The sequence below is a fragment of the Pedobacter sp. AW31-3R genome (genome assembly GCF_052180285.1).
Classification (GTDB): Bacteria; Bacteroidota; Bacteroidia; order Sphingobacteriales; family Sphingobacteriaceae; genus Pedobacter.
This window is the reverse complement of the sequence record NZ_CP197475.1, coordinates 3,270,485-3,296,965: the sequence shown is the minus strand read 5'-3', so window position 1 is coordinate 3,296,965 and position 26,481 is coordinate 3,270,485. Positions and strand designations below refer to the sequence as shown.

Sequence of the window (26,481 nt, the reverse complement as noted above, 5' to 3'; positions counted from 1 at the left end):
TGCACAAAATCAGGAAAAGAACAATTTGGCGCGATGAAGTTCGCTGACCAATTAAACATAACATATGAGCAAAACAGTCCTTATTATAGAAGATGACCCTAATATCATGTCCATTTTGGAGATTCTCTTCTCAGAAGAAGGATTCAGCCCCATATTGAAACCAAACGGTACAAGTACCGAAGAGGTAATGATACTTCAGCCAGATTTGATCCTGCTCGACGTAAGGATTAAGGGCTCCACTAAGAATGGAGCAGAAATATGTACAGCGCTCAAGTCATCTCCAGGAATCGGACAGATTCCGGTCATGCTCGTCTCAGCGGAAAACAACCTTGACTTAATTGCAAAAGACTGCCGGGCAGATGCGTTTATCACTAAGCCATTCAATCTCGATTTACTCATAGATAGAGTAAAAGAATTGTTATATTAGGCTAAACAGGAAAGTTATGACTGAAAAATCAAATCGACCAAATTCATGGGAGCGCATGAACCTCAGTCCCAGCGGGCTCAACCGTTTTTTTTTAACGCACCTGGATCGTATATATGCTGCAAAAATGCATCTCCTGGCAAAACTTCCAGAAATCGCTGACCAGGCACAGTTTTCCGATCTCAAAAATGCAATCCATGAAACCATCAATGATGTGCAGAAACAGGTAGCCAGAATGCAAATGATTTATACTTTGTTGGATGCTGAAGTTTCTATTGGTAGTATACACGGTCTAACAGGTTTGATAAATGATGCCTATGAGGCAATTCAAGAGCAATCCGGGGAGGCCGAACTTCAAGATCTATCAATCATTTTTTACCTGCAGAATATAGAAAGTATTGAAATGGCTTCATTCCAAATACTGCAAATGGCCGCAGTCAAGTTTAACAATAATCAAATTAGTTCTCTTTTAAAAGAAAACTACAACGAGGCCAAATCAGACCGTACGTTATTGTTACTAATTTCCTCTAAATACATAACCAGTTAAGTAGATCTGTGGCTCTTAATTCAGGATTACCATTTCCTAGCAGGATGTCATCAGAAAATCAATCAATCTATTTTCTTCCTCAAACCGGAAAACTACATCCTGCAAAAAAATAGCAAATAGGTAATTCAGCTGCTAAAAATATCAAAAAATGGAAGCAGAATATTATGGTGCCTCCAATTCTTGTCCTTTTCAAAGTTTTCAAAGGGAGTCTCTCCTTCAATTCAAACATCCTGAGAAATTCAACATAAGGGAGATATCTTTTAGGTCTGTCGATAATCATCCCAAGCATAAAAAATACCATACAGAATAAAGCAACTGTTTGGATCAAAGTTGTGATGAAAATGTCTCATACGCCATACGGTATTGTTCTATTCCATCTGTGAAACTGATTCTCTTTTCATTCCATCCGGTAAGCTCCCTGATTTTTGAAGAATCGACCCATTGGGAGAAATTGGCGAGCGAATGCACTGAAAGATCCAGGTTCATTTCTGCTTCTGGTGCAAGTAAATTTAAATTCAAATGATAGAATTTTGCCAAAGCCATTCCTATCTCTTCAGCAGTTTCATATCGGGTATTGGAAATGTTGAATGCCTGATGTGATACTTCTTCCCGATACGGATGTTCAGCCAATGCGACATATGCCTCCGCACAATCATCTACATGAAGTGAATGCATAATAGCATTAGCATTTGCGATTAGTGTTAAGGTAGATTTAGATTCAGCCGCCAGATCAAACAGTGTTCCATAATGACTTGATGAATTGCCGTAAACAATGGTCGGTCTTAATACCAGGCTGTCAAAACCAGAAGTCCTATCTTGCATTAATTTAATGCCCAATGCCGCGCGTTTGGCCAATGCAGCAGGAGGATTGACAGGGCTCAACTCCGTATGGCCCGTAAGATTTTCGTCCCCATGAACTTCCTTCATTCTACCGTAGTCTTTACAGCCGCTGGTAAACATGATCAATGGACGAATACCTGCATCCACACTCCGTTTTGCCAGGGTATAAAGCATTATTTCTACTTTCTCCAAATGGGCATCGGGATTATTCCAATCCTCGGTGTTAGAAACAACCGTATCAAAAACTACATCCTTTACAGAATTTAAGAATGCTAGGTTTTCAAGTGTACCAATGATGGGATAAATTTCATTGCGGGCTAAATCCAAGGCAGACTTTTCATTTCTTATTAAACCATAGGTCTTCCATCCTGCACGTACAAAAGCTTTTGATACGGCATTCCCAATATATCCATTTGCGCCAGTTACTAATATGGTTTTATTTTTCATCAGTATATCATTGATTTTTAAAGGTGATGAGGCTATCATAAGCTTATTCATTGCTGTTTGTTAGTGAAAAGTTTATGATGGTTTCATCAGTATATAATTGATTTTTAAAGGCGATGAGGCTATCATAAGCTTATTCATTGCTGTCTGTTACTGGTAAGCTTATGATGGTTTCATTTTCTTTTAGTTATTAATCCGGTTGTGAACGATATTATTCATCTTTTTATGCCCATATACACTTTCAAAAGTAGATGGAAAAGGAAGTTCATTATTGTCAATTAAAACCAGGTCAAAAAGGCAGGCTATCCAAATAATGAACCGTTTCGGACTCTACACAGTTTTCCATTCCGGTAACTGCGGCCAGTAAATCCGGATGATTGGCAGCGTTTTCCATTGCTCTGCTTACATGCCCAAAATCATCAATCTGCCAAAGATTCCAAGCTTTGTAGAGCTTACCCGCTTTCGTGAGCATTCCATGGCGTAGCATAATGCCTTCGCTTTCAAAGATCTGTTTGATGAGTATCATCGTTTCCTGATATTTCTCCAAATTACTTGTGCCAAATTTAACCTGTATTTCTGCTAACATATACGTTGCCATATTTTTACTTTTAAAATGATAGGTCAAAATTACCTATTTTTGCTTACGAATAGTAAGTACTAAACTTAAGGTTAGTGCTAACATAGAGGTAAGTCAGATATGGAACAATTACAAAAATTGGTGTACGAAACTACCTGTACAGGAAAAGATTTGCAGGCAGTGAAAGATGCCCTTTATCTCTTGCAGGGCAAATGGAAATTGCCTATCCTCATCAGTATATTGGCAGGGAATCACCGTTTTAAAGAAATAGCGAGAAATGTAGAGGCCATCAGCGACCGTATGCTTTCTAAGGAACTGAAAGAACTGGAGCTAAATTTTCTTGTTACCCGGAAATTATCCGATACCTATTCTCCTTCGGTAGAATACCTGCCGACCGCACATACGTTTACTTTAGCACCCTTAGTAAATGCACTAAAAGACTGGGGCTATATTCACCGCAAGAAAGTAATAGATAACATAAAAGGATAATTATACTGTGGTATAATATTTTGCTTCCGTAAATACATTGATGAAAATTGCTGACTTTGAAAAATATGGAATGTAAGGCGCTTTCAAGCTCAACGAGCAAAATTTTGCATTATATAACAGGAATGCTGATTTCCGCCTTGTGCTTTATAGCATGTACAGATTTATCTAATAAATCTCTTAATGGCTATACTTATAATCTCAGGGAGGTAGAGGGAAGTGAAAATTTATATCTGCAAACCGTAAATTTTTCAGGAATTATATTTTCTGCTAATAGTAAAATATACGATAACAAATCCAGAAGATTCACTCCTACTATTGAAGAAATATTCAAAGCTGAAAAGATTCTTCAAGAATGTCTCGCAACAGGCAAAGAAGACTCAAATGGGATTTTAGTGGATAAAAAAATGATCAAGCCGCTGCCAGATTACTATAGACAATACATTGGTTTTTACAATGATAAAGGTGAAAAAGTAATTTATTTTAATTGTTTTATAAGAAGACCTACAATAGATGACAACAATTGGCAAAAGGAAGAGCTAATGGTAAAGGATGGTGGTAACAACTATTTCAGCATCCTGATAAATTTACAGGATGAGGGGTGTTCGCTCTTCATGGTTCATGGCGTAGCATAAGCCCGCAAAGTTGAGATGGCTTTCTTAATTCAAGTCTTCAAGAAACCATATTAAAGCCAGATTTACTGTTGCAGATAATGAAGACTAAATCCTGCCAATAAAACCCATGATGAACAGGCTGAATAATAGAGCATCAAAAGAAAAAAACGATACGAATTCGATCATTTTTGATTTAACTGATTAGGTTATTATATTTGTTACGCGAACAAACCCATAGAAAAATTAAGATGAAAACTTTATTGTTTAAAATATACCTGGCAGAGAGCAGGTGCAAGTCCTGCACATTTCAAGAATCTTGGGTGTTCGCAGCACTGTCAGGTTAGTTATTTAAAATCTTCTAATAGTTATGCGAACACCCGAGAAGAAAGAAAGCAAAAGACCAGAGGTCAGAAGCTTAAAAATTCAACCAATCATCAAATTTAACCGCTGGAGCCAAACCACAGTACCCGAAATCAAATTGAGTGGATTGTGGCTTGACGAATTGGGATTTACTCCCAAAAAAAGAGTGACGATCACTACAATGAATAAACTACTCATTATCCGATTGGAGGAGTAGCTTAGCAATACAGCCATCAGTCCAAAAAGAATTGACGGCTGTATTTTTTACCAATCCCCTGATCAAAAATCTATAATCACCTATTAATAGAGAAATTACAGCTGTCAGAGAAAAAGTACTCAGTTAGATTCTGATATGATCTTCACTTTAATTCAAGTTCTTCGAATGCTTGCTGATTATCCATGTGCCGCAATAGAAACCTCCTTCCATTGCTCAAATTCTGATAAGCGATTGCTATACACTTCTTTAATAGCAGGATATGCATTTTTACCCATTAAGAAATGTAAAGGAGGGTTTTTGCTATCAATAAGTTCTAAAAAGGCAGATACTGTTTTTTCTGGTTCACCCCAGCTATCAGGGGTTAAAGCATTAGCAACCGCGGTTCTAAGCGAATCGTAAACCTCAGAAGGTATGGTCTGAACAGCCGATGCACTTGCCCAGTCGGTTGAGTAGCCATTTGGTTCAATCAAACTCACCTTGATTCCGAAACTTTCCACCTCGGCAGCTAGTGTTTCACTTAAACCATTAACTGCATGTTTAGAGGCGTTATAAAGACCAAGGGCTGGGTTAGTGATGAGTCCAAGGAAACTCGACACCTGGATAATATGCCCCCCTTTTTGCTCCCTCATCACTGGCACAATCGCTTGTGTTAACCAAAGCAAACCAAAGAAATTGGTCTCCATCTGGGCGCGTGCCTGCGCTTCTGTAGTTTCCTCAATGGGGCCAAATAAACCAAAACCTGCATTGTTAACCAATACATCAATCCGGCCAAAATGGTCTTTGGCTTGTTGCACCGCCACAAGACATGCTTCCCGATCATCAACATTGAGTTTAACAGGAAGCACCGCAATGCCAAATTCTGCAACCAGGTCATCTAAATCCTGAAGATTTCTGGCGGTTACAGCAACTTTGTCTCCACGTTCTAAAAGGGCTTTGGCCCATAATTTACCGAAGCCACGTGAAGCACCGGTTATAAAAATAATCTTTGACATTGTGTGTTTTTTAAATGGATAAATGACGTGTAAAGTCGAGGATCACCTTTTCGCCACGGATCGTATGGGCCACTGCATCGGTAATTTCTGCAAGAGAATAGGTTGCTGCAATAGGAACATTGATTGCCCCTGAGGCGATCAATTCAGCAGATTGTTCCTTCGCATTGAAAAGTTTTGGCAGGTACTGTGGCAGGAACATCCAGAATCCGCGGATCACCATACGTTTATAGATGAGGTCAAACTGACTAATCGCAGGCGGTAAGGTACTTTGCCCTGCATAAACCACAAAATGACTATCCATCCCAAGAATTTTAGCCAGCGTCCCTGCGGCGGCACCACCAACGGCATCAAGTCCTAACCTGATGTTTGCACCGTCTGTAGCTTCTTTGGCTTCTTCTGCGGTGCGGTCAGATTCTACAAGTACGACATCAGCACCTGCATTTTTAGCGATCTCAACAGCCTCTTTCCTTCTTACAATAGCCAGGGTTTTTAGTCCACGGTCTTTTGCTACGGCAATGATGGTATTGGCAACACTGGAATTACCTGCATTTAAAGCGATCCACTCCCCTTTTTCCAGCTTAACAAACTCATCAAGCAATAAAACTGCGGTGGGTGGATTAATGGAGATCATGGCGGCCTGTAATAGATCCAGTGTTTCTGCAATAATAAATAAATCTTTAGCTGGTGCTTTTACCAACTCAGACCAAGCATAGGTGCCAAAAGCAAGGCTTACCCTGTCGCCTACCTTTACATTGTTTACATCAGCACCGATTTCTTGTATTACACCTATCCCCTGGCCACCAATCACTGCTGGAAGTTCGGGACGCAGCAAATAGATACCATTGGCCAGCATCAGATCGCTTGGATCTATAGGGCTGTACTCCATACGGATAATAACTTCACCATTTTCCGGGGCTGAAGGATCTGGTAATTCCACCAACTTTAAAGTGTTGAGCGGGTCGCCATAAGTTGTCAATTGAATTGCTTTCATGTTGTTTCGGATGATTTGTTTTTAATTTATACCATGTAAATCAGTGAATTATTCTTATGGAAACCGAACTATAATATATTCGCTTTCAGCGGTAAGAAAACCAAATTTTACTGCAATAATTATGAGCATAATAAGCTCAAAATAATTTGCTTAAATGCATTTATTCTATAATTTTGTAGTATTAAATTGATACTACAAACGTAGACTAATTAGTAGTATCAATTTAATACTACTTTACCTTGTGACAATATGAAAACAATAGGAACTAGATCCACCTGCCCAATTAGTTATTCGCTGGATATATTTGGCGACAAATGGACACTATTGATATTGAGAGATATGATTTTTAGGGATAGAAATTCCTGGCTTGAATGGAAGGCCGCAGACGAAAATATTGCCCCATCAGTTTTAACAGACAGGGTAAATTTGCTGATCAACCAAGAATTGATCATTAAAAAGGTATCTCCTCACAACGCCTCCAAATTTTTATTCTATCTGAGTGATAAGGGATTGGAATTGATCCCATTGATGGTCGATATCATGGAATTCGGTTCGCGCCACCATCCTGATGGAGGATCCAAGTATTGGCTTAAAAAAATTGAAACCAGTAAAAAAAAGACGATAGCCGAACTACGTGAAAAAATGCTGGCGATACGCGAGGCTGCTCTTAACAATCAAATAGTTTAAAAGGCATACCCTGATAGACCTCAGTGATTGGTTAGTTCTTCACATTATCAATTGAAATATATTTTCACGGAACGTCTGAATGCAATGCCGTCACCAGATTACCTTGTCCCCGGATACAAATTTTCCTGTTAAATGGATCTTTTCTTGAAGGTTTCGTTATCATCTTAGTTTTTTTAGAAATGTGCACTACAACAATTTTCAGGACCAATGCATCTGGTTCATTGATCGAAAGTAGGTTAAATTTTAATGGTTGCCATACATTTTGCCTGGCGTGTCCAAACTTGTCCAAGCTTGTCCAAACTTGTCACCCCTGACGTTCCAAAAATGGTTGTCAGATTACAACGACAACAAAAAATGGAATTAAGCAATTCAGTATTACCTCGTCAGGGAAAAGAGCGAATGATCCTCGAATATTCAAACCGTGTAAAAACAAATGAATGTTTGTTTGATCTATTTTGGTTTGCAAAGTCACAACCATTTGTCTAATCCCTAAAAAAGCTATACCGTCGTTCGGGTAGCTGCGACCTAGCTGCGTGCTGAGTCCGACCTGAGTCCGACTATTTTAAGCTAGTTGTTTTAGGTCGGACTCAGGTCGGACTCAGGCCGGACTTACTACGGACCTACCCCAATGACGCTCCCTTAAAACTTACGGTAAATAACAAAGGACAAATGTTGACAACACACGACACTATTAAAATAAATTATTAACTATTTGTTATTTTTATTATTTATTCTATACCTTTGTCTAAATTAAAATTCTTCATAAGATGGCTAAGTTAGATGGAAAATTCCTGCGTGGAGTTATCGGTCCCGTGATCATGAAAAAGTCAGGGAACAAGCAATTTTGGTTGCTAAAAGAAAGCGGGTTGAAAAGGAAGCATCCCCTTGCCAATACCAGTTTGAATGTTGGTGGGATTTGCTATGTTGAGGTATTAAAGGAAGCTAATTTATGGGTTTATTTCGCTTCAAAATTAAGGCAGTAATCAAAGAGACAACAAGTCCTACCGGTAATATTTCCATATAGGTAGCTCCTGCAACCCCAATAGGTGTAGCATACCAATCTTTAAAAGTTTCCATTTGCTCACGAACATTGGCAACTTCATCCGGAGTCATTTGACTAACTTTGGCCGGACTTAATTGATAGGATGCTAATTTTTCTATAAAGTCCGGAAAGAAATTATAATAAGCGATCATCCATCCTATAACGTATAAAGTAGAAGCTATAAGTGCCATATACAAAGCCATTAAAAAAGCATTCCCGAAGCTAATTATGCCATTATAATGCTGGTCACGGTATTTTTTAACACCTACAAAGATGAGCGAGAAAGACAGCAACATCGCTGTATATCCCAAGAGCATACTCCCATCAAAAGAATTTGTAGAGTAGCAATACGCTACAGAGAAAGACATGAAGGTGGCCACACAAATTCCCGATATCAAGCCGTAGACAAGTACATTTTTTTTCATACTGATTTTGTTTAAAATTTCGACTGCAAAATTGAGTTATAGCTGCATTAATTTGCTCATACTTTAGGGTGATTTGAATAAAAAAGCAGTTTTAATATGAAAGGGTTAACATATAATATTCCGTTTTCTCGCAATTTCAACAGCCTGAGTACGTCGCTGCACTTCGAGCTTTTCAAATATTTTAGACGAATGGGTTTTAATAGTATTTAATGATACAAATAGCTGCTCGGCAATCTGGAGGTTACTCAGTCCATCGGCCATTAACTGCAGAACTTCGAGCTCCCGCTTACTTAAACGAAGTCGCGCAATCTCAGCTTCATTTAATACAAAATGATCGGTTTTAACAAACACCGGTTTTTCTACAACCACAATATTCGTCTTAGGACGGGATAGTTTATTAGCCAGCCAAATGCCAAGACCAGTAAAAAGTATAGCAATGATGCCGGCATACAACTCAAAGACATGGTCAATAACTATCATGCGCCATTCCAGCCATTTCATGAATAACAACAGTATAGCCAGTGATGCTCCATAGAGAAGAACAGAACGGTTACGCGCCAGGAATTTGAAATCCATTTATCCCCTCCTTAATTTATACTTCAAAAATACAAAAATTATAGAGGCTTAAAAATACTTTCAAGGTGGAGGTTTCGCCAAGGTCTTGCGATCATAAGGCCATCAAATCCAAATGGGTAAGTGGTGTTATTTTTTCAATTTCCCTGATCAATCAGTGGTAAATAAAAGTGTGTTGATAATTATTCATGAAGAGAAACGACTGACAAAATAGAGAAACTATTCCTCAGGATTCAGCCCCGATATTCATACCACCTCCTCACAGAAAAAATAAGTACTCCTATTCATTCGTGGAATATGGTCGTATTGTACGGGAAGAAATTGATGAGGTCGAAAAAATCTCTGTAAGCTATTCCAGCTGAGTTCAAGAATATATTAAAATGTGGAAAACTTATTAAAGATTTTCCAGGTCTTAAAAAAACCTGATCTGTGCTTTGGTGATACGATTTAGTGTAAGTAATTATTCACAAAACGTATAAGCAATTGTCATACAATACATTTGCATTTTATAGATAAGCAGAATATATTTATTGCGATTACCGGGAAACAAATAAATATTCTAGGCTATGATTACTTTAACCTCTCTTAAAAAAGGCATTATATATGCCATTAGTTTATCCACTTACTGTTATATCTTTTTCTTTTTGCCACAGGGTTTAAAATTTCCGGACACAGCAAACACCCTGTACTCCTGGATGATGACTTAGATTCATCATATAAATCGAAGCCTTGAATACTATTTTTAGAAAACTTTATAGCTTCCATTCTGTGTTGAGTTCAAAATCATACCAAAACAACCTGATCAAATGACCAGGTTGTTTATATATATCAATTACAATTCAACTTTTATAAACCGGCAGCAGTTATCAGTTTTTATCGACAAACTTATTGTTTGCAGCATTATATCGCTCACCAGTGTCAGGATATTTCTTCAGTAAAGTTTCAATTTGTTGAAGATCTTCAGGTGTGATCTCCACATCTGCTGCCCCAGCATTCTCTATTAGATATTTTCTTCGTTTAGTGCCTGGAATTGGTATGATATGTTGACCTTGGGCCAATACCCAGGCAATTGCCAATTGCGCAGCTGAACATCTTTTATTTTCTGCGAGCGCTGCAAATTCTTGTGTTAATCCTTTATTATTATCCGCATGGGCTTCCTGGAAACGCGGTAGTGTTTTCCTGAAATCTCCATCTTTCAATGTCGTTATATCTAATGTATTGGTAACCAAACCTCTGGCGAGTGGACTGAATGGAACAAAGGAAATGTTCAGTTCCTTGCATACAGGAAGAATTTCCATTTCGACTTCCCTTGTCAAAAGAGAATATTCGCTTTGCAAAGCACTGATGGGATGAACAGCATGGGCTCGCCTGATGGAACTGGCAGAAGCCTCGGAAAGGCCAATATAGCGTACCTTACCCTCTGTAACCAAGTCGGCCATAGCGCCAACCATATCCTCAACAGGCACATTCGGATCTATCCGGTGCGCATAATAAAGATCAATAACATCAGTTTGAAGGCGTTTCAAACTAGCCTCTACCGCTTTCTTCATATATGCCGGAGAACCATCAAACGCTGAATATTTCCCTCCCGTATGGAGCTGGAAACCAAATTTTGTGGCAATAAAAATCTTTTGACGGTTAACTTTTAATACGTTAGAAATCAATTCTTCATTTGCGCCATTGGCATAAATGTCAGCAGTATCCCAGAAATTAATACCAAGTTCTATGGCCTTTTCCAGAGTAGCTATAGATTCATCGTTATCCGGCTCACCATAGGCATGGTTCATACTCATGCAACCTAAACCGATCGCAGATAGTTCAATATCTGTATTACCTAATTTTCTATATTTCATTTTATTCAAATTGAGACAGCAAAATTAGGCGATCCTCTCCTACTAAAATAAAACTATTCAAACAGAAAATTCTAATATTCAAACAAGGTGTTTACGTTCATCGCGCGGTGTTCTACCGGTATATTTTTTATAGAAGGTATTGAAGTACCCCGGATAATCAAAACCCAGGCAATAACCGATCTCAGCAATAGCCCAGTCGCTATGGCGGAGCAGGTCGTTTGCTTCAAGGAGTATACGCGTTGCAATATGTTCAGTTGTGGTTTTACCGGTTACTTCTTTAACCGCCCGGTTAAGGTGGTTGGTATGCACAGCAAGCTGATCTGCAAAATCCTTGGCAGATCTTAACTTTAGTTCGTTCTGTCGGGAGTCAATGGGAAACTGTCGGCTCAGCAATTCTATAAACAGTGAGGTAATGCGGGCTGATGCATTTAAGCCCTGTTCATAGTTTCTGGCAGGCTCCATCTTTAGGGCATGATGAACGATCAGGTGAAGGTAGTTACGCAGAATATCTTGCTTATGGGCATAGTTCCCCTGGTTTTCCTCCATCATCTTGTGGAAAAAAAAAGAAATTTCTAACACACTTGTCTCGGCTGGGTAGTAAACCTTATCGGTATCTAACTGAAACATCGGGAGCTCAGTTAACAACTCATCACGTTGCCGAATAAAGGCCTCATTAAAAATACAAAACCACCCTTGCTGATCTGGTGATTCCGGCTGCCAGTGATACGGAAGCATTGGATTGGAAAACATGAGAGCAGGCCTGTCAATAGGAATAACTTTATCAGCAAATTCCAGGTAGCCTTTTCCCATAATCAGGCTTACTTTGTAATAATCCCTTCGGGAATAAGGTATGATCCCAACACAGGATGCGCGTTCAAAAACATTAATATGTGGGCTCCCAGGTGTTAAATGAACATATGGCGGTTGATCAATCCGCTGATAAAACCCAATCATATCTTCTCGCACTTCCATACACAAAATTAAGCAATTCAAACATTTTGCAATTAAATGAAAAACACTAAAATGTCATGTTTGTTGAATCCGAACAGCTACTAAATCGTAAAATTATTTGTTCCGTTTGAAGATCAACCCCTCCCTCGGAATACCATGGCATTATCCGGAATAGCCTAGTTGGCCATGATGGATGACTAAACGTGAGAAAATAAACCAGACTAGCTGTCATTTTTTTTCAAAATAATGATCTTTCTCTTTATTTAAAATGACCTTCGGATTAACTCCGTAAAGTCTTGTAATTATTGTCGTATAACCTGCTTTACCAAATTCATAATCATAAATAAGCTCAATTTTTGTTCCCATAATATCATATTTAAGCTTATAGTTTCCATTTCCAAAAAATGAACTCGTAAAGCTATTATTTTTATAAAGCCTTAAAGTATCTGGTTGATAAGGGATTTCCGTAAGCATACCTTCGTAATTGTAATTTTTATTGATATACTCGCCTGCCAGCGATTCTTTACTAAAAAAATTGTTGTACCAATGGAATACTATAAAAAAAACACCAACTAATGATACAGCAATTATCCCGTTCCTTTTCATTTTCCTAAAATAAATAAGTTTGATATGTTTTTGTTTATTTTTTAGGACTATATCAAGTCCCGTCCCAAGCTTGCTTTTTAGCAACCACCTGAACCACCACCTATACTTCTTTTAAAGATGATGCCGATATCATTATCGGGAGAACTAAGTTCTATCGACGATCCACTTGGTGAACTTATTGGAACTGCTGTAAAAGAACCAGTTCTTATAATATTGGCGGTTACTGCACCATGTGTTGTAACAGTTTCCAAAGTTTCCTGAGCATTGACGTTGGAATGAGGGAGTAAAATAAATAGAAGATAAAAGCATCTCATAATATCACAACAAACTTATAAACTTTTTAGAAACGCATTAGACTTAAAACCTCATTGTGAAGAAAATATAAATTAATTATGAAACATACAATTACTAAATGTTACGAAAAACTGGATATACTCGATTAAATGAGTGGAAGACCTGTTCATAAGCATTTATATTAAAAAGCTTTTAAAGTGACCAATGTTAGCTCAGTAGTAATGGGTATCTGCAAGGCTTTCATTTCGCCCTTCTGGAACACCACCTCTACTTCATCTTGCCCTTCCACCTTTACTACATATTTCCCATCCAGACCTTTGATTTCTAAAGATGTAACATGATCGCCTACCCCCCTGTTCTCCAGTGTAAAAACTAAAGACTTTGTCTGTGTATCAACTGAGATTGTCTTTTCTCTTGCAAAACCATCCTGTTGCAATACCAGATCTATTTTATCTGCTTTGGTATGATAAAAAAACCTTGCCCTTAACCCATCTCGCGGAATAACCGAAAGTATATTTCCATTTTTCTGCATATTGCCGCCGTAAGCAACTACGCCAAAAACAGGATCTTCAGTAATAATCGTTGCCGCAGCACGTGTTGCTCCGCCGAAACCTAAATCAACCTCTCCGTCGTAATACCATGGCCCTCTGCCCTGTGGTTTATCAATCCAGGTATTCGCTTGCTGCTGTGGTTCAAATGCCCAGCCAGAAGCACCATCATTTTCAATCCCCGGATACCAATACCCATAATTACTTTTTGCGGTACCTGAGTTGATCAGGGCAAAAGAACTCAGGTAAGCACCATAGCCCAGTCGTAAGCCTTCCGCTGGATATTCACTAAAGTTTAGGGCATTGTCCAGAATAGCCCAGCCACCCATTGGAGACATATAGCTAAGTGTAAAACTGTCGCTTTTACCCCTGAAATCACTGCCGTAATAATAAAAAGAAGTCTCTAACCACCCACGGCTGGCTATATTTGCTGCGATCTCCCGCTTCATGAACTTTAGGCCATCTTCAGCTTTAATTACAGGATGGGAATACCATTTATCGAAATTCTTGTCATACCACAGGTTGCTATCCGGCCGCATCGTATTTAACGCCGCATATTTCGCAAAAGCATGTGTCGATTCATAGGCCGTAGCATCAACGGCATACTCTGACCGGAAAGGATATGGATCATCATATAGGAAATATTTTACTTTTTTCTCCCATTCAGCCCTGATTTCGTCGGCATCCTTTTGGAAGCCTTTTTTCTCCAGCTCAGCAATTAAATCCACCATCAGTAATTCATTATAGCAGCCCCATTTGTACGTTTCATACCAGGGAAGTATTTCATAAGGGTATTTAAAATAAGCCTTTGCAGTTTCTTTAGCCCTTTCCAGGTAACCATCCTGATCGAGGTAATGTGTTATTCCTGGGTGAAGCTTCGCTATTTTGTAGAGTTCAAAATAAAGCATCATGATGTGCGGGTAATCGTAGGAACGCCATATGTGCATTTTGTTCCTGTTCACGTCAGTTAAATTCTGGCTGCGTTTCAAAGAATCGCGGCCATGATGCCAGTCTGGCGTACCATACAGGCCATATGGGTAAAGTTTCTCCTCATCTGTACGTTGCAGACCACCCCAAACAAAGTTTTTTGCATAGTATTCAATAGCCTCAATTTCTTTTACATCAGGATAGAAAACATTCTTTGCGGCAATAAAAGGGGCTTTACCTAAAACAGGATCGTCGGAGGCAATGACATAAGCCAGCCGGCTTTTTTCAAATCCGTCTGTGTCATCGGGGCCTCTTAACACTTTGCTTTTCATATCGTAAATAGAGAAGAGGCCATTGTACCACTTAGTGGAATCACGGTGCTGCTGATGGTTGACAAGGAATGAAGCGCGTTTTTTATACAAGGTTTCCAACGGCTCTGTCACAAAGAATTCCATTAATGTTTCCAGGTGATCGCCATAGGTAATGGTGATCTTGTTTTCTCCTAAACGGGTAAATCTGATTTTATATAAGTTTGTGCCCTGATTTATAGCAGGTAGTGGCTGGATGGTGGTTTCCTTTGGGAATTCAGGGCATAGTGTTAGATTTTTCTGATTGGTTTTTAGGGCGATGGTAACATCAAGATCGGTGGGAACGGTCATGCCGGGCATTACTTGTATGTCTATCATCCCTTCGGCCACCATGATTTTCCTGATGTCAGCATAATCGTCTGCCCACTTCAATTTGAAGCGGTAAGATTTACTGTCTTTTCCTGGGATTAGGGCTGAGGTATTTGCCTGCCTCCATGTACCCTTGGTTTCCTGCGCAGCGGTGTACGCAGAATGTATGAATATTTTGAATCTGCCTTCATTTTCTCCTGATGCTTTTGTAGAGAAGTATTCCAGTGCTGTTCCGGGTAAAGGCAGCATCAGCAGGTATGGGCCAAGTCCGGTTGGTCTTTGCCAGAAAAGGAATGAGTTATTACCGGCTATAGAATGGTGTTTGATGACGTGTTGTTCGAAGATGTCTTTCGAATTTTCACCTCCCTGGTTGTTGTAGTTGATCGGAATCTCCAGGTCTTTGATGGTCACCGCGTTTTCGGATAAATTGTCTAGTGTGATGTTCCAGATTAATCCCTGTTCTGTTAGCGTATAGTTTTCTGTTAATTTTATAGGAGCGGCAGTTGTTTGTGTAATGTATGTGATCTGGCTCCTGGTCTTTTGATCAGAGATTTTTTTAGGGCTTATGGATGTTTTTATGGAGTCAAGCCTTTTGTTTTGCAATTGGTACCGAACGGTTACGCCCAGAAAGGGCCTGCGACTTTGTGTATAGTTTGTCGGATAGACATCATTGGTTTTTTGCAGGCTTGAAATTCCCTGCGCAGAGAAGCGGAGGGTAAAGTCTTTGTTTTCGAGTTGTTTTACAATGCCAGGTAATGGCGGAACGGATTGCGCCGAAGCGGTATAAAAGATGAACAGAAAAAAGCTTATCAAGAGAAGACGTGAACGGGAAATATTGGCCATAAAACAAATATAATTTGTTGGCCAGCAGTTTATGACACCATAATTGATGCCTTCTTCTTATATATTAACTCATATTAAACAGGAAAAAAGCAGGCCATTAACCATTTCGGTTAGACCCGCTTTCATTTACCCTGCCAGTGCAACACCTTCCTTACTCATTCTGCAAGAATTGCGCGTGATGGTAGCAAAACCATGTCTTACCCATTACGCGCAATCTTCCGTTTTATTTGAATAATTAGTTTCTACCGATGCTGTTCTTGTTTCCAAAAAACTTCTAAACCCAATCATTAGAAAGGCCAAAACACCAAAAACAAACCCGATCCAGGGATTATATCCCACACCTTTTGTTATGATGATCCAACCACCTACTGTAGTTCCTAATGTTACGCCTAAGTTGCCGAAAGATGTTGCCAAGCTATTTGCAAATTCTAAACTGTCGGGTACAGATGAAATCATATAGGTAGAGGCATTCAAAAAACTGGGCGAATACAAGAAACCCCAAATTCCGATCACAATAATAGTCGCCACAGTGTTTCCGTCTGAGAAATTTAGTAATATGGGTATTAAAATTGTTCCCGAAAGGAAAAATGCGGTAGTTTTTGCAATATTCTTATTCAGCATTTTCCCAGCAACCCAATTGGCAAATACACCAATAACACCGAATACAAAAAGCATATAACTAACCATGGTGCTATCCATGCCCTTTGCTTTGTTCAGATACTCTGCAAAATAGCTGTAAGTTGAGAACCATGCAGTAATCATAAAAAAATTCATTGCGGTGCTGATGATAAACGTAGGTTTAGTCAGTATTTTTAATTGACTCCCGTGAGATCTCTTTTCCGTTACCGGCATTGGTGGTAACACGAAGTAGATCCCTGCTAAAGCCAAAACATTCACAACGGCCTGAACCATGAAAGAGTATTCCCAAGATAGCAAGCTTGCCAAAAAGGTCGCAAAAGGAACTGTTGTAACCATGGCGATCGTCACACCGCTGAATACAATGCTCATCAATTCGTTCTCCCGTTGTTTATCTGCCTGCGAAACGGCAATCGATAAAGCCGTCGCAATGTAAACAGGTTGAAGAAAGGCGGGCAATACTCTGACTAGCATTAACAGCCAAAAGGGAGGTGAAAAGGAAGAAACCACACTAGTTATCAAAAAAATAGAGATGGCCATTAGCATCACTCTTTTACGGTCAAAGCCCGATGCCAGTAAGGTCATGAATGGCCCTGTCAGGGCGATGACTAAGGCAAAGGCACTCAGTAGGTATCCGGCTTTGTCAATGCTGATATGGTAGTGTTCAGCAACCTGCGGCAAAATACCAATTATGCCAAATTCTGTCGTTATGACCGCCAAAAATCCCAGGCAGCCAATGTAAGCGTATTTTTTCATTAGTAATTAATTCGTTTAAAATGAACTGCAAAACTAGCTTGCAATTACTACTTTTGTACGGTACACATAGTAATGTTAGGTACTAACAAATTTGTAAGTGATGGGAAATAGAAAGGAAAATTCAACTAATATGTTGAATGAAAAAGTGATTTTGGAATGTGAATTAATGTATGCTATATGTATGATTGGTGGGCGTTGGAAATTATTGATTTTGTGCAAACTTGAAAATGGGAAATTACGTTTCAGTGAGTTAAGAAGACATATTCCAGAAATTACCGAGCGTATGCTGGCCCTGCAATTACGTGAACTGGAAAAAGACGGATTGGTAAAGCGTACCGTTTATGCTGAAGTACCACCAAGAGTAGATTATGAATTAACGGAAATTTCCGAGGAATTAGTTCCCGTTTGGCGACAATTAGAAGTCTGGGCGGTGAAACATAAGAACCTTGTTCAAGTGTGATAATTATTCAATCCTTTCGGATTTACACAGCAGAAAGTTTTGGAAACAAATTTCAAGTAGGATTTCTGAAGACACCCGGTTTTCTGGTTGTTCTGACAACAGCCCAACCAAAAAGCAATGCTTTTTAGTCGGGTGTTATTGTATGCAAACGAAGCCAACCGAAATAGATGTCGGCATATGGATCATTCGATTATTGTTTTTCATGGAGAGCTGTCTCCAAAACAGCTCTATTGTTTTCGCCCCATTCCTCTAAGCTGATGATCAAAGGCAAGAGACTAATTCCCAAAGCAGTTAACCGATATTCAACTTTAGGAATTTTAGTATCGAAAGAAAGCTTTTCTACAAAGCCATGGTGCACCAATTCGTTCAATTGCTTGGTCATTACCCGCCTGTCTACTGCCATTTTCTTCTGTAGCGCTCCCGGCCTTTTTACCTCCTCTGAAATATAATAGATCAGCATCAGTTTCCACTTTCCGTTCAAAAGCTCCTTAAATACATGCAGGCCACAATCCATCCGAATAGGAATTTTCTTTTTGTACATCGCTTAGTCAATCAATTGTCAAAGCAAATAAGCACAAATTTGTGCGTACTTGCTGTAATGTGAGTTATGAAATAAGTTTGTCTCAAATTATAAATATAGACAATGATCAAATTTACATTTTTAGTACAAAAACTACCAGGCATGAGCCTTGGAGAATTTGTGGATTATCACAAAAATCAACACGCTCCTCTATTCTGTTCCATCCCTGAGACAGAACTTTATGTTAGAAAGTATGTAGTTAACCACCCAATAGTAGCTGAAGGTTTTCCTAAACCTTTATATGATGCTGTAGTGGAAATCTCGTTTGATTCCTTTGAGGATTTCAACACCTTCTTCACATCAGAAAATTATTTAACAAAGGTGCATCCGGATGAGCCCAATTTTTTTGATACTACAAACTATATTGCAATGGCAACCAATGAAACAATCATCAAAGCTGGTGCATAATTAATAACCTTATCCATCACGCGAATTAACCTAATGGTTAATTCGCGTGATGGGTTTACTGGGTCACACATTAGATTAGAAAAGAATTTGCTCAAATCACCAGCTATTCCTCTATTTAAAAATTACCAAAAAACGGAAATGATTTTAGATAACACACATCCCATTCAGTAAAGATTCAAAATATGAATCTCTATAAAAACGATAACTCAGGTATTTTGCCTGATCAGTTCTGAAGGAGTACATCCAAATTGTTTTTTAAAGGCAACAGAAAAATGCGACAGACTTTCAAATCCTAGTTCCATATAAATCTCAGATGGTCTTCGTTTATTTTCAGCCAAATGATAATAGGCTTCCGTCAATCTCTTTTTTACCAACCAATTGCCCGGTGTCTCATTGAATATTTCTTTAAAATCCCTTTTAAAAGCAGAGAGGCTACGGCCTGTTAAGAATGCAAATCTTTGCAAATTGACATTGAAAGTGTAGTTGCAGTTCATGAATGCTTCCAAATTTATCTTTTCCGGCATACCAAATTCAAACAGAAGACCTGATAGCTCCGGATTATTCTTCAACAGAATAATTAATAGTTCTTCATATTTTAAATCTTCAAATGCTTCGTCCAGCTGCATCAAGCCTTTGTAATAAGGTTGCAATGAGCGGATGAATTTGTTCATCAAACCAGTTTTTCGAATTTTAATGATGCGATCAGTGTTCTTCACAACTGATGTGACTATTTGATGCTTAAGCTGAAATGCCTGAAGAAAAGGTGCATCAAAACAGAATACGATTGGTTGAAATTCCTCTTCACTATCAAGCAATTCAAATTTTGCAAACGAGTTTTTACGTGCGATACCACATTCACCTGCTGTAAATATCTGACTCTTATTTCCATCAAAAAAGCGCAGGGCACCCTTAGTGATATACAAAAAAACATGGTCCGGGATGAACTGCTCTTTTAAAATATTGGTCTGTAGATTCGCTAATTCACGCATTTCGTAAGCTCTAATTTCTAAACTGTTTCTCTTCCTTAAGAATATCCCAGATAAATCAATAGTAAAGGTAAAAAGGGAACCTCTACCAAAGCAAATTTATAATTTCCGGCTTTCAAAGCCAGTGCCATCATAGCGATCAATAAGAAAGCCCTTGAGAGGTTGCCCATAAAAAACGTTGGCGGAAATAATATCAATATGCCAGATGCAATAGACCATACGCCTATTCCGATGCGTAACGTGTCAGTAATTCCTAATCTGGTCATCATCTCAAGATAGCTTTCTGTTGGCTTACCAAATACCCGGGAACCATGGCTTATACCTATATAAACAGAAAACAGGATCAATACAGCACTAATTATTCTTATTGCCATTCTTTCTTAGCTTATTTATGATCTATTAGTTTATATTTAATGATACTCTCCACAGCTGCAAGAATGCTTTGCTCCTGTGTGGCAACAGGCTTCCAACTCAGCAACTGTTTTGCTTTGGCATTGCTCACATTCCGGTTCATCTTCATTAGCAATACTCCCTCCTTAGCTTTAGCATTAAAAAGAGACGCAAAACTTAACACCCAGTTGGGAAGGCGTTTTAAGGAAACCTTTTGTGATGCCCCGGGATAGGTAAGCTTTAGTAAACTGGCGATTTCCGGCATTGAAATATGACCATCTGCGGAGGCTATAAACCGCTGACCACTGGCTTCCGGACTGGCCATAGCACGCATATGCAAATCAGCTACATCTCTTACATCTACAACATTCAACTGAATGTTTGGAATAGCTTTCATCGAACCATCCAGTAAATGCTGAAGCAGATGAAAACTTCCGGAGATATGGCTGTCCAATGAGGGACCTAAAATAGCAACCGGATTGACAGTAGTAAATTCCAATCCACCGTTATTGTTCTTTATAAAATCCCATGCCGCCATTTCGGCCAGTGTTTTTGATTTTTCATATGTAGACAATCCTTTTGTATTGGGATCAGTCCAGTCAGATTCCTTGGTTTCCCTCTGTTTATCTGTTTGGCTAAAGCCAACTGCGCCGAAGTTGGAGGTCATCACTACCCTTTTTACACCGGCTAGTTGTGCAAATTTCAGCACTCTTAAAATTCCTTCTACCGCTGGCCGGAGGGCCTCATGCTCATCTTTGGGTACCTCAAAAAATACAGGTGATGCTACACTAAGCACATATTTGCAACCGTCCATCGCTTCGAACCAATTATCGTCACTAGTCAGCTCGGTTTCAATGAACGAGAGCTCATCACTAGTCGTCATCCCATTGTTCACAAGGGTACTTAACACTTTATCAGTATGTTTAAGGCTACGCAGGGTAGCTCTTACACGGTAACCTTTTTGTAGTAATTGCAAAATAATTTGCTTGGCAACGAAGCCTGTTCCACCGGTTACAAGAACTGTTTCTTTCTTTTCCATTTTCAAAATTATTGATTAGGCAAAGATCAGTTGTTTAGGCTTTAGCGGTTATCCTGAAAAGTCCAGATGCTGTTTATTGAAAGGTCCAAATGATAGTTGATAAGATTGATATTTAAGTTAACGATGCAACCGGTTAGGCTAACCGGTTGCATCGAAGAATCCCGATGGTTCAACCTTAGGTATTACAAGAACATTCACTTCTGAAGGAAGAAGCGATTGCCTTTATAATTAATGCCCTCTGCTAGTTTTTGGTAAGGGCCACAATACGGTCAGCTGCGTGTTTATTTTTCGGATCTAGTCCCAGTGACTTTTTATAATTTGCCAATGCCTCCTGTTTATTCTCTACGATTTCGAGAGTTTCAGCTAAGCTATCGTAAGCATTAGCGCTTTGAGGATACATAGTGACATTTAATTTAAAAATAGATAATGCTGCTTTGATATTTTTTTGAGACAAAAGCTGATAACCCCAGCCGTTTAGCTCATTTTCCGGTAGTTGAAAAGATCGGTCTTTCTTTTTCAATGCAGAGACCACCTCTACGCTTTTCTCGAAACCCTTTTTTAATAGTTCAGCTCGGAGTGTTCTCAGGTTTGATGGCAGACCAAAGCCATTAGCCTGGTGCATTTCCGGAATATAATAACCTGCGATCTCGTCTATAAATTGATCTGGATTTCCCTGCAGTAAGTTGGTGAGTACGATAATAGAAAGATTATCTTTCAGATACACAAATAAAGCGGACCTCCCTCCACCCACCGGACCAACGGCAGGGTGTTCCTCTCTGGTAACGGTAGGCCATCCCAGTGCATAGCCATTGGTCAGGCGGTTGAACCCGCCGATTTTACCGTTGTTCAGCACTGCCGGCTTCCATAATAAATCAATGCTGGAACGCTCCTTGAGCAATTTGCCAGTATTTAAAGCAATGATCCAGCTGGCCAGGTCAGTTGCAGTGGACTGAATACCCGCAGCCGTTCTAAAAAAGACCGGGAACTGCATATAAGCCTGACCTGGAACATTGTTTCTCACAAAGCTATCTCCTACTTGTCTGGTCATTGTATAAGCACCCGCATAGTTTGGAATAACATCATACGAATCTCCAAAGCGAGTCAGGGACATCCCTGCCACGTTGAACTGATGCTCCTGGATAAACTGTGTAAAATGCATGCCGCTTAATTTGGTAATCAATTGCCCCAGCAATACGTAACCGGTTTGGTTATAACTGAATTTTTCACCGGGCTCAAATGCCACTGGCAAAGCCTTCACCTCTGCCATAGCCTCACGCTCATCATTATGGCCCAGCACCTGCTCATCCGCATTCAACATGTCCGGAAGTCCGGAAATATGACTCATCGCCTGCTCAATAGTGATTTTCTTCCAGGCCTCAGGTAAACCGTCTAAATGCAGGGAAATGGGATCCGAAATCTTCAGTTTACCCACTTCAACCAGTTGCATAATTGCGATACCCACAAAGGCCTTGGTAATTGAATTGATGGAAAAAACAGTTTCGCGGGTGGCCTTGATATTGTATTCCAGATTCGCAGTACCGAAAGTAGTATCCTTTACCATTTTGCCATCTCTCACCACGGCTATCTGAAGTGCAGGAATACTGCGCTCCCGCATTTTGGTTTTCAGGAAAACATCAATACTATCAGAAGCAGATAATTTCTGTGCGTGGGTTGACATGGTGGCCAGACTACATAAGACCAGGATAATTGAGGTATTCGCTAAAATTTTCATGTAAATAACACTAGTGGATGATGATATAAATTAAAGACTGTGATTGATATGAATAGTTACATGCGATTTTAATGTATGAGCAGTAAATGAGTTAATTTATTGAATATTAGCATTGTTTTTCTGCTGTAAACACGATTACTATTGCTCATCATTTACCGAATTGGTCAATGTCGGCTTAATTGCAACGGGGGGTATTTTGTTCTACCTTTGTTTTCATAAATTCTACTATAAAGTGCATAAAAAAAGCCGCAAAAAGCGGCCTTTCCAAACGGTGTATTTTGAATTATAATTTTGCAGTATCTCGCAGTGCTTTAATCTGATCATGTGCAGAATTGATATCTGATGCCTGACTACTCACTGTATCGAGTGCATTAGCAGGTAGTCCTCCACTGGCTAATGCATCTCTGTATGCCTTTTTGATGGCATCTTCGCCACGCTCAGCTTCTGATAGAATGCTTTCGCGGTCGCTACCCCCAAATAATGCTTTTACGTCAATCCATGCACGATGTAAGGTTCCACTCACACTATTTCCAGTTTCAACTTCATCAACTGAACCTACTAGCGCCGCCAGTTCCTGACTGTTTTTACGACTTTGTTCCGCATATCCTTGGAATAATGTTTTTAGGTCAATGTTTTCATCATTGATATCAGCAATAGCTTTTTCGAAGCCAGCTATTCTATCATTGTTAATTTCAATGAGGTCGTTTAATACTTCTGTTCCTGTAGTTGACATAGTGTTTTTTTTAAGGTTTTTGTAGCTAAAGAACACTGGGTCAAGAATATTGTTTTATAAAAAGAAATTCAGTAATTCCTGGGTCTTGAGGCAAGATGTGTTTGTTAGCTGACTCCGAATAAATCCAGCTCAATAATACACCAATTCCATAGTCACTGAGTGCTCAGGGAAATCATGACTGAGGTAGGTTGTCAAGAATTTGGTGAATAATGCGTAAAAATATCCATTTAGCTTAAGACTCCTTTATCAGAAAATCCAGTACATCTAGAAAATAAGCGTTCAAATTTTCAAAAGCCTGTTCACCAGGAATCCAGCTGGCAAACTTCCAGTACCGCCATTTTTGATGATCTGCAGTAGGTGGTATGAGCAGAAAATGCTGCTCTTCCCTAAAGCCACCAATCAGGATGCTCTTTGACAATATTTCACCGGTTTCCGGTACACCATGCTCCAGCCAGATATCGATCAGTTCCTTATCGAGATTGATGAGGTAATCCACCTCCTCCATTGGTGCAAAAGATGGCTCAGTTGAATAATTCACTGCTGAAAAACCATTTGTCAACAGCAGGAAATCTTTATAATCCTGTGGTAGAAGCGTTCCCAGACTACGCTCCAGCAGATCAATTTTTCCTGGCGTGGACGGGGCAAAACCAATCCAGTTGCTATTGATTTGATCCACTGTGTAAGGGACATCGGCATTTTTGATGGATAGGATGGAAATTTCTGACAAGATTTCTTTCATTTGTTTTTAATTCCGTGTCGGCTAAGCTAAGGAAAATAATTAATCTGGTAAGTTTTTATGTAAAACTCTATCCTATCGCCCCCAGGCCTTAACCAACAAGAATTGGCTGATCTATGAATGTAGATGTGATAACGATAAGCAGGATTGAACACAGTATAAGTAACACTACGATAAGCACCCTGGCTATTATTGCAAAGGCATTAAATGTAACTCCTGATCAACTACTAAATTCATGAGGGCTGCAAAGAGATACAAATACCTCTCTGCGAATGCAATATCAGTTGACGAGCATAACGAATTTCAAAAAATATTCAATTAAAACTTGCCCTAAATTCCAGCGGTGACAGATTGGTCTTTAATTTAAACAACTTGCTAAATGATTGCGGGTGTTCGAAACCCAACTGAAAGGCAATTTCACCAACGGTAAGATTGCTGGTGGTCAGAATTTCCTTAGCTTTTTCAATAAGTTTGATATGAATGTGCTGCTGCGTGTTGTGACCCGTCAGCGCCCTTAAGACATCCCCCAAATACTTTGGTGAAATATTCAGCTTCTCCGCAAGAAACTGAACAGTTGGCAAGCCCTGCATCAATGCTGTTTTATCATTGAAATAAGTATCCAGTATCTTATCCAGATTTTCCAGCAAGGCATTGTTTATCGGCTTTCTGGTAATGAATTGCCGCTTATAATAGCGCTGGCTATAGTTCAATAATAACTCTATGAGTGAAATGAGTACATCCTGGCTTATATCATCTATGGCTACCTCCAGTTCGTCACCTATATTTTTACCAATAGCGTTAATGATCGCTTTTTCTTTACCGGATAGATGTAATGACTCATTTACCGAGTATTCGAAAAACCCGTAAGTCTTAATCTTTGTATCCAGTGTATAATTCCGTAAAAAATCAGGATGAACCAGCAAGGTAAAACCCGAACTCGCCTCAGCGGTTTCTACACCCGTCAAGGGTTGACCGGGTGAAGTAAAAAACATCCCTCCTTCCTGAAAATCGTAAGTGGTTTGCCCGTATTTCATTCTGCAGCCAGCCGATTCATTATAGGTGATGTTATACATATTCATCACGAAAGGCATGGACAACATCTCCCTTGTGATTTCTACTTTGCTGTAATCAAGCATGCTGATCAACGGATGTAAGGGCTGTGGTAAACCAAATTCACGTTGCATTTCTGTAATAGACTGAAAGACACGTAATTTATTGCGCTGTTCCATAATGTTCCATAAAAAATAATGCCGGTAAATATCACCAAAGATATCTACCGGCAATGTCATTTAAATTCCCTGATTCGTGTCGAGCATTTGTTTAATACCTGTCCTGAAGGCCTCGTCACCATTTGCCAGTCGCTGTGTATACAGGTTAATAGCATCTTCACCGCACACGTAACGCAAGGTATCTTTACCGTCGGTAGCGGCACCATAAACAACTTCCGCAATCTGCTCCGCCGTTGTAACATCTTCACCATGGGCAATTAAGGCCATAAATTTACCCATTAAACTTTCATAAGCCGGGTGAGAAACGATGACTGACCGGTCTCCGATTTCGGTTGCCACCAAACCTGGCTCAATGGTTTTAATGCCTATACCAAATTCAGCTAATTCGTACGATAAGCTTTCGCTCCATCCTTCAATTGCCCATTTGCTGGCATCATACATGGAACTTACCGGAAACCCCATTAAGCCGGCAGATGATCCGGTAGTGATAAAAAGGCCGGAACCTTTTTCACGGAAATAAGGGATAAAAGCCTGAGTTACCCGAACTACACCGAAAAAATTCGTTTCCATCTGGACAACGATTTGTTCATCTGTAATGGCCTCCAGCACGCCAAGCAAGGCATAACCAGCGTTGTTAAATACTACATCAATATCCCCTAATGCTAACGCTTTTTGCGTCGTTTCTTTTATCTGTTCCAGGTTTGTCACGTCCAGGGGCAGCAAGGTGACGTTGTCTATAAGGTTCAGTTCTTTCTCATTTTCAGGCTTGCGCATCGTCGCAATGACATTCCAGCCTTTCTGTGCAAACAGTTTTGCTGTTGCCTTACCTATACCTGCTGAAGCTCCCGTGATAAATATTGTCTTTTTCATTTTTTCTA

General features: G+C 39.5%; 29 protein-coding genes. 9 read left to right on the top strand and 20 right to left on the bottom strand.

The window, feature by feature from the left end:
* Positions 1 to 64: 64 nt before the first annotated feature.
* On the top strand, positions 65 to 427 hold the full coding sequence (locus ACSBL2_RS13535; RefSeq protein WP_442587063.1) for a response regulator: 363 nt from the start codon (positions 65 to 67) through the stop codon (positions 425 to 427).
* A 16-nt stretch (positions 428 to 443) separates the two neighbouring features.
* Positions 444 to 971 (top strand): DUF892 family protein, encoded by a 528-nt coding sequence (locus ACSBL2_RS13530; protein WP_442587062.1) that lies wholly within the window; start codon positions 444 to 446, stop codon positions 969 to 971.
* Between the two features lie 324 nt (positions 972 to 1,295).
* On the opposite strand, the gene ACSBL2_RS13525 is transcribed toward ACSBL2_RS13530, so the two are convergent.
* Positions 1,296 to 2,309 carry an NAD-dependent epimerase/dehydratase family protein gene (locus tag ACSBL2_RS13525; RefSeq protein WP_442587061.1) on the bottom strand — a complete coding sequence of 338 codons (1,014 nt, stop codon included), beginning with the start codon at positions 2,307 to 2,309 and terminating at the stop codon, positions 1,296 to 1,298.
* A 235-nt stretch (positions 2,310 to 2,544) separates the two neighbouring features.
* Positions 2,545 to 2,841, bottom strand: a complete 297-nt coding sequence (locus ACSBL2_RS13520) for a hypothetical protein (protein ID WP_442587060.1) — start codon at positions 2,839 to 2,841, stop codon at positions 2,545 to 2,547.
* Between the two features lie 111 nt (positions 2,842 to 2,952).
* Between ACSBL2_RS13520 and ACSBL2_RS13515 the strand changes: the two genes are divergently transcribed.
* From ACSBL2_RS13515 to ACSBL2_RS13505, 3 genes are all read left to right on the top strand, one after another.
* Entirely contained in the window at positions 2,953 to 3,321 is a 369-nt protein-coding gene (locus tag ACSBL2_RS13515; RefSeq protein WP_442587059.1) for a winged helix-turn-helix transcriptional regulator, read from the top strand.
* A 56-nt stretch (positions 3,322 to 3,377) separates the two neighbouring features.
* The gene (locus ACSBL2_RS13510) at positions 3,378 to 3,953 is read left to right on the top strand and encodes a hypothetical protein (RefSeq protein ID WP_442587058.1); all 576 of its coding nucleotides are present in this window, start codon (positions 3,378 to 3,380) and stop codon (positions 3,951 to 3,953) included.
* Between the two features lie 346 nt (positions 3,954 to 4,299).
* Positions 4,300 to 4,509 carry a SymE family type I addiction module toxin gene (locus ACSBL2_RS13505; protein ID WP_442587057.1) on the top strand — a complete coding sequence of 70 codons (210 nt, stop codon included), beginning with the start codon at positions 4,300 to 4,302 and terminating at the stop codon, positions 4,507 to 4,509.
* 176 nt (positions 4,510 to 4,685) lie between these two features.
* On the opposite strand, the gene ACSBL2_RS13500 is transcribed toward ACSBL2_RS13505, so the two are convergent.
* Positions 4,686 to 5,501 (bottom strand): SDR family NAD(P)-dependent oxidoreductase, encoded by an 816-nt coding sequence (locus ACSBL2_RS13500; protein ID WP_442587056.1) that lies wholly within the window; start codon positions 5,499 to 5,501, stop codon positions 4,686 to 4,688.
* Between the two features lie 10 nt (positions 5,502 to 5,511).
* A complete protein-coding gene (locus ACSBL2_RS13495; protein WP_442587055.1) occupies positions 5,512 to 6,492 on the bottom strand; it encodes a zinc-dependent alcohol dehydrogenase family protein in 981 nt (326 codons plus the stop codon).
* A gap of 249 nt (positions 6,493 to 6,741) precedes the next feature.
* Here ACSBL2_RS13495 and ACSBL2_RS13490 point away from each other — a divergent pair, with 249 nt between their 5' ends.
* Entirely contained in the window at positions 6,742 to 7,179 is a 438-nt protein-coding gene (locus tag ACSBL2_RS13490) for a winged helix-turn-helix transcriptional regulator (protein WP_442587054.1), read from the top strand.
* Between the two features lie 942 nt (positions 7,180 to 8,121).
* Here the strand turns inward: ACSBL2_RS13490 and ACSBL2_RS13485 are convergent.
* From ACSBL2_RS13485 to ACSBL2_RS13455, 7 genes are all read right to left on the bottom strand, one after another.
* Positions 8,122 to 8,646 (bottom strand): DUF4199 domain-containing protein, encoded by a 525-nt coding sequence (locus ACSBL2_RS13485; RefSeq protein WP_442587053.1) that lies wholly within the window; start codon positions 8,644 to 8,646, stop codon positions 8,122 to 8,124.
* Between the two features lie 105 nt (positions 8,647 to 8,751).
* Positions 8,752 to 9,222 carry a response regulator transcription factor gene (locus tag ACSBL2_RS13480; protein ID WP_442587052.1) on the bottom strand — a complete coding sequence of 157 codons (471 nt, stop codon included), beginning with the start codon at positions 9,220 to 9,222 and terminating at the stop codon, positions 8,752 to 8,754.
* Positions 9,223 to 10,085: 863 nt separating this feature from the next.
* Entirely contained in the window at positions 10,086 to 11,072 is a 987-nt protein-coding gene (locus ACSBL2_RS13475; RefSeq protein ID WP_442587051.1) for an aldo/keto reductase, read from the bottom strand.
* A 78-nt stretch (positions 11,073 to 11,150) separates the two neighbouring features.
* Positions 11,151 to 12,044: a helix-turn-helix domain-containing protein gene (locus tag ACSBL2_RS13470; protein WP_442587050.1), complete on the bottom strand. Its 894-nt coding sequence runs from the start codon at positions 12,042 to 12,044 to the stop codon at positions 11,151 to 11,153.
* A 207-nt stretch (positions 12,045 to 12,251) separates the two neighbouring features.
* Positions 12,252 to 12,629, bottom strand: coding sequence for a hypothetical protein (locus ACSBL2_RS13465; RefSeq protein WP_442587049.1), 378 nt, complete (start codon positions 12,627 to 12,629; stop codon positions 12,252 to 12,254).
* A gap of 475 nt (positions 12,630 to 13,104) precedes the next feature.
* On the bottom strand, positions 13,105 to 15,918 hold the full coding sequence (locus tag ACSBL2_RS13460) for a DUF5695 domain-containing protein (protein ID WP_442592221.1): 2,814 nt from the start codon (positions 15,916 to 15,918) through the stop codon (positions 13,105 to 13,107).
* Between the two features lie 204 nt (positions 15,919 to 16,122).
* A complete protein-coding gene (locus ACSBL2_RS13455; RefSeq protein WP_442592220.1) occupies positions 16,123 to 17,310 on the bottom strand; it encodes an MFS transporter in 1,188 nt (395 codons plus the stop codon).
* Positions 17,311 to 17,410: 100 nt separating this feature from the next.
* Between ACSBL2_RS13455 and ACSBL2_RS13450 the strand changes: the two genes are divergently transcribed.
* Positions 17,411 to 17,770, top strand: coding sequence for a winged helix-turn-helix transcriptional regulator (locus ACSBL2_RS13450; protein WP_442592219.1), 360 nt, complete (start codon positions 17,411 to 17,413; stop codon positions 17,768 to 17,770).
* Positions 17,771 to 17,960: 190 nt separating this feature from the next.
* Here the strand turns inward: ACSBL2_RS13450 and ACSBL2_RS13445 are convergent, their stop codons facing one another.
* Positions 17,961 to 18,311 (bottom strand): winged helix-turn-helix transcriptional regulator, encoded by a 351-nt coding sequence (locus ACSBL2_RS13445; RefSeq protein ID WP_442592218.1) that lies wholly within the window; start codon positions 18,309 to 18,311, stop codon positions 17,961 to 17,963.
* 102 nt (positions 18,312 to 18,413) lie between these two features.
* Between ACSBL2_RS13445 and ACSBL2_RS13440 the strand changes: the two genes are divergently transcribed.
* Positions 18,414 to 18,758, top strand: a complete 345-nt coding sequence (locus ACSBL2_RS13440; RefSeq protein ID WP_442592217.1) for an EthD domain-containing protein — start codon at positions 18,414 to 18,416, stop codon at positions 18,756 to 18,758.
* Positions 18,759 to 18,964: 206 nt separating this feature from the next.
* Here the strand turns inward: ACSBL2_RS13440 and ACSBL2_RS13435 are convergent, their stop codons facing one another.
* The 6 genes from ACSBL2_RS13435 to ACSBL2_RS13410 form a co-directional block, all read right to left on the bottom strand.
* Positions 18,965 to 19,747: a helix-turn-helix domain-containing protein gene (locus tag ACSBL2_RS13435; RefSeq protein ID WP_442592216.1), complete on the bottom strand. Its 783-nt coding sequence runs from the start codon at positions 19,745 to 19,747 to the stop codon at positions 18,965 to 18,967.
* A 35-nt stretch (positions 19,748 to 19,782) separates the two neighbouring features.
* The gene (locus ACSBL2_RS13430; RefSeq protein WP_442592215.1) at positions 19,783 to 20,118 is read right to left on the bottom strand and encodes a hypothetical protein; all 336 of its coding nucleotides are present in this window, start codon (positions 20,116 to 20,118) and stop codon (positions 19,783 to 19,785) included.
* Between the two features lie 11 nt (positions 20,119 to 20,129).
* Positions 20,130 to 21,173 carry an SDR family oxidoreductase gene (locus tag ACSBL2_RS13425; RefSeq protein ID WP_442592214.1) on the bottom strand — a complete coding sequence of 348 codons (1,044 nt, stop codon included), beginning with the start codon at positions 21,171 to 21,173 and terminating at the stop codon, positions 20,130 to 20,132.
* 241 nt (positions 21,174 to 21,414) lie between these two features.
* The gene (locus ACSBL2_RS13420) at positions 21,415 to 22,905 is read right to left on the bottom strand and encodes a serine hydrolase (RefSeq protein ID WP_442592213.1); all 1,491 of its coding nucleotides are present in this window, start codon (positions 22,903 to 22,905) and stop codon (positions 21,415 to 21,417) included.
* 283 nt (positions 22,906 to 23,188) lie between these two features.
* A complete protein-coding gene (locus ACSBL2_RS13415) occupies positions 23,189 to 23,638 on the bottom strand; it encodes a PA2169 family four-helix-bundle protein (protein WP_442592212.1) in 450 nt (149 codons plus the stop codon).
* 232 nt (positions 23,639 to 23,870) lie between these two features.
* Complete coding sequence (locus ACSBL2_RS13410; RefSeq protein ID WP_442592211.1) at positions 23,871 to 24,377, bottom strand: SMI1/KNR4 family protein; 507 nt, start codon at positions 24,375 to 24,377, stop codon at positions 23,871 to 23,873.
* A gap of 113 nt (positions 24,378 to 24,490) precedes the next feature.
* Between ACSBL2_RS13410 and ACSBL2_RS13405 the strand changes: the two genes are divergently transcribed.
* Complete coding sequence (locus ACSBL2_RS13405; protein WP_442592210.1) at positions 24,491 to 24,613, top strand: helix-turn-helix domain-containing protein; 123 nt, start codon at positions 24,491 to 24,493, stop codon at positions 24,611 to 24,613.
* Positions 24,614 to 24,688: 75 nt separating this feature from the next.
* Here the strand turns inward: ACSBL2_RS13405 and ACSBL2_RS13400 are convergent, their stop codons facing one another.
* Together ACSBL2_RS13400 and ACSBL2_RS13395 are read right to left on the bottom strand one after the other, a co-directional pair.
* Positions 24,689 to 25,663: a helix-turn-helix domain-containing protein gene (locus ACSBL2_RS13400; RefSeq protein WP_442592209.1), complete on the bottom strand. Its 975-nt coding sequence runs from the start codon at positions 25,661 to 25,663 to the stop codon at positions 24,689 to 24,691.
* Positions 25,664 to 26,473 carry an SDR family oxidoreductase gene (locus ACSBL2_RS13395; RefSeq protein ID WP_442592208.1) on the bottom strand — a complete coding sequence of 270 codons (810 nt, stop codon included), beginning with the start codon at positions 26,471 to 26,473 and terminating at the stop codon, positions 25,664 to 25,666.
* Positions 26,474 to 26,481 lie beyond the last annotated feature (8 nt).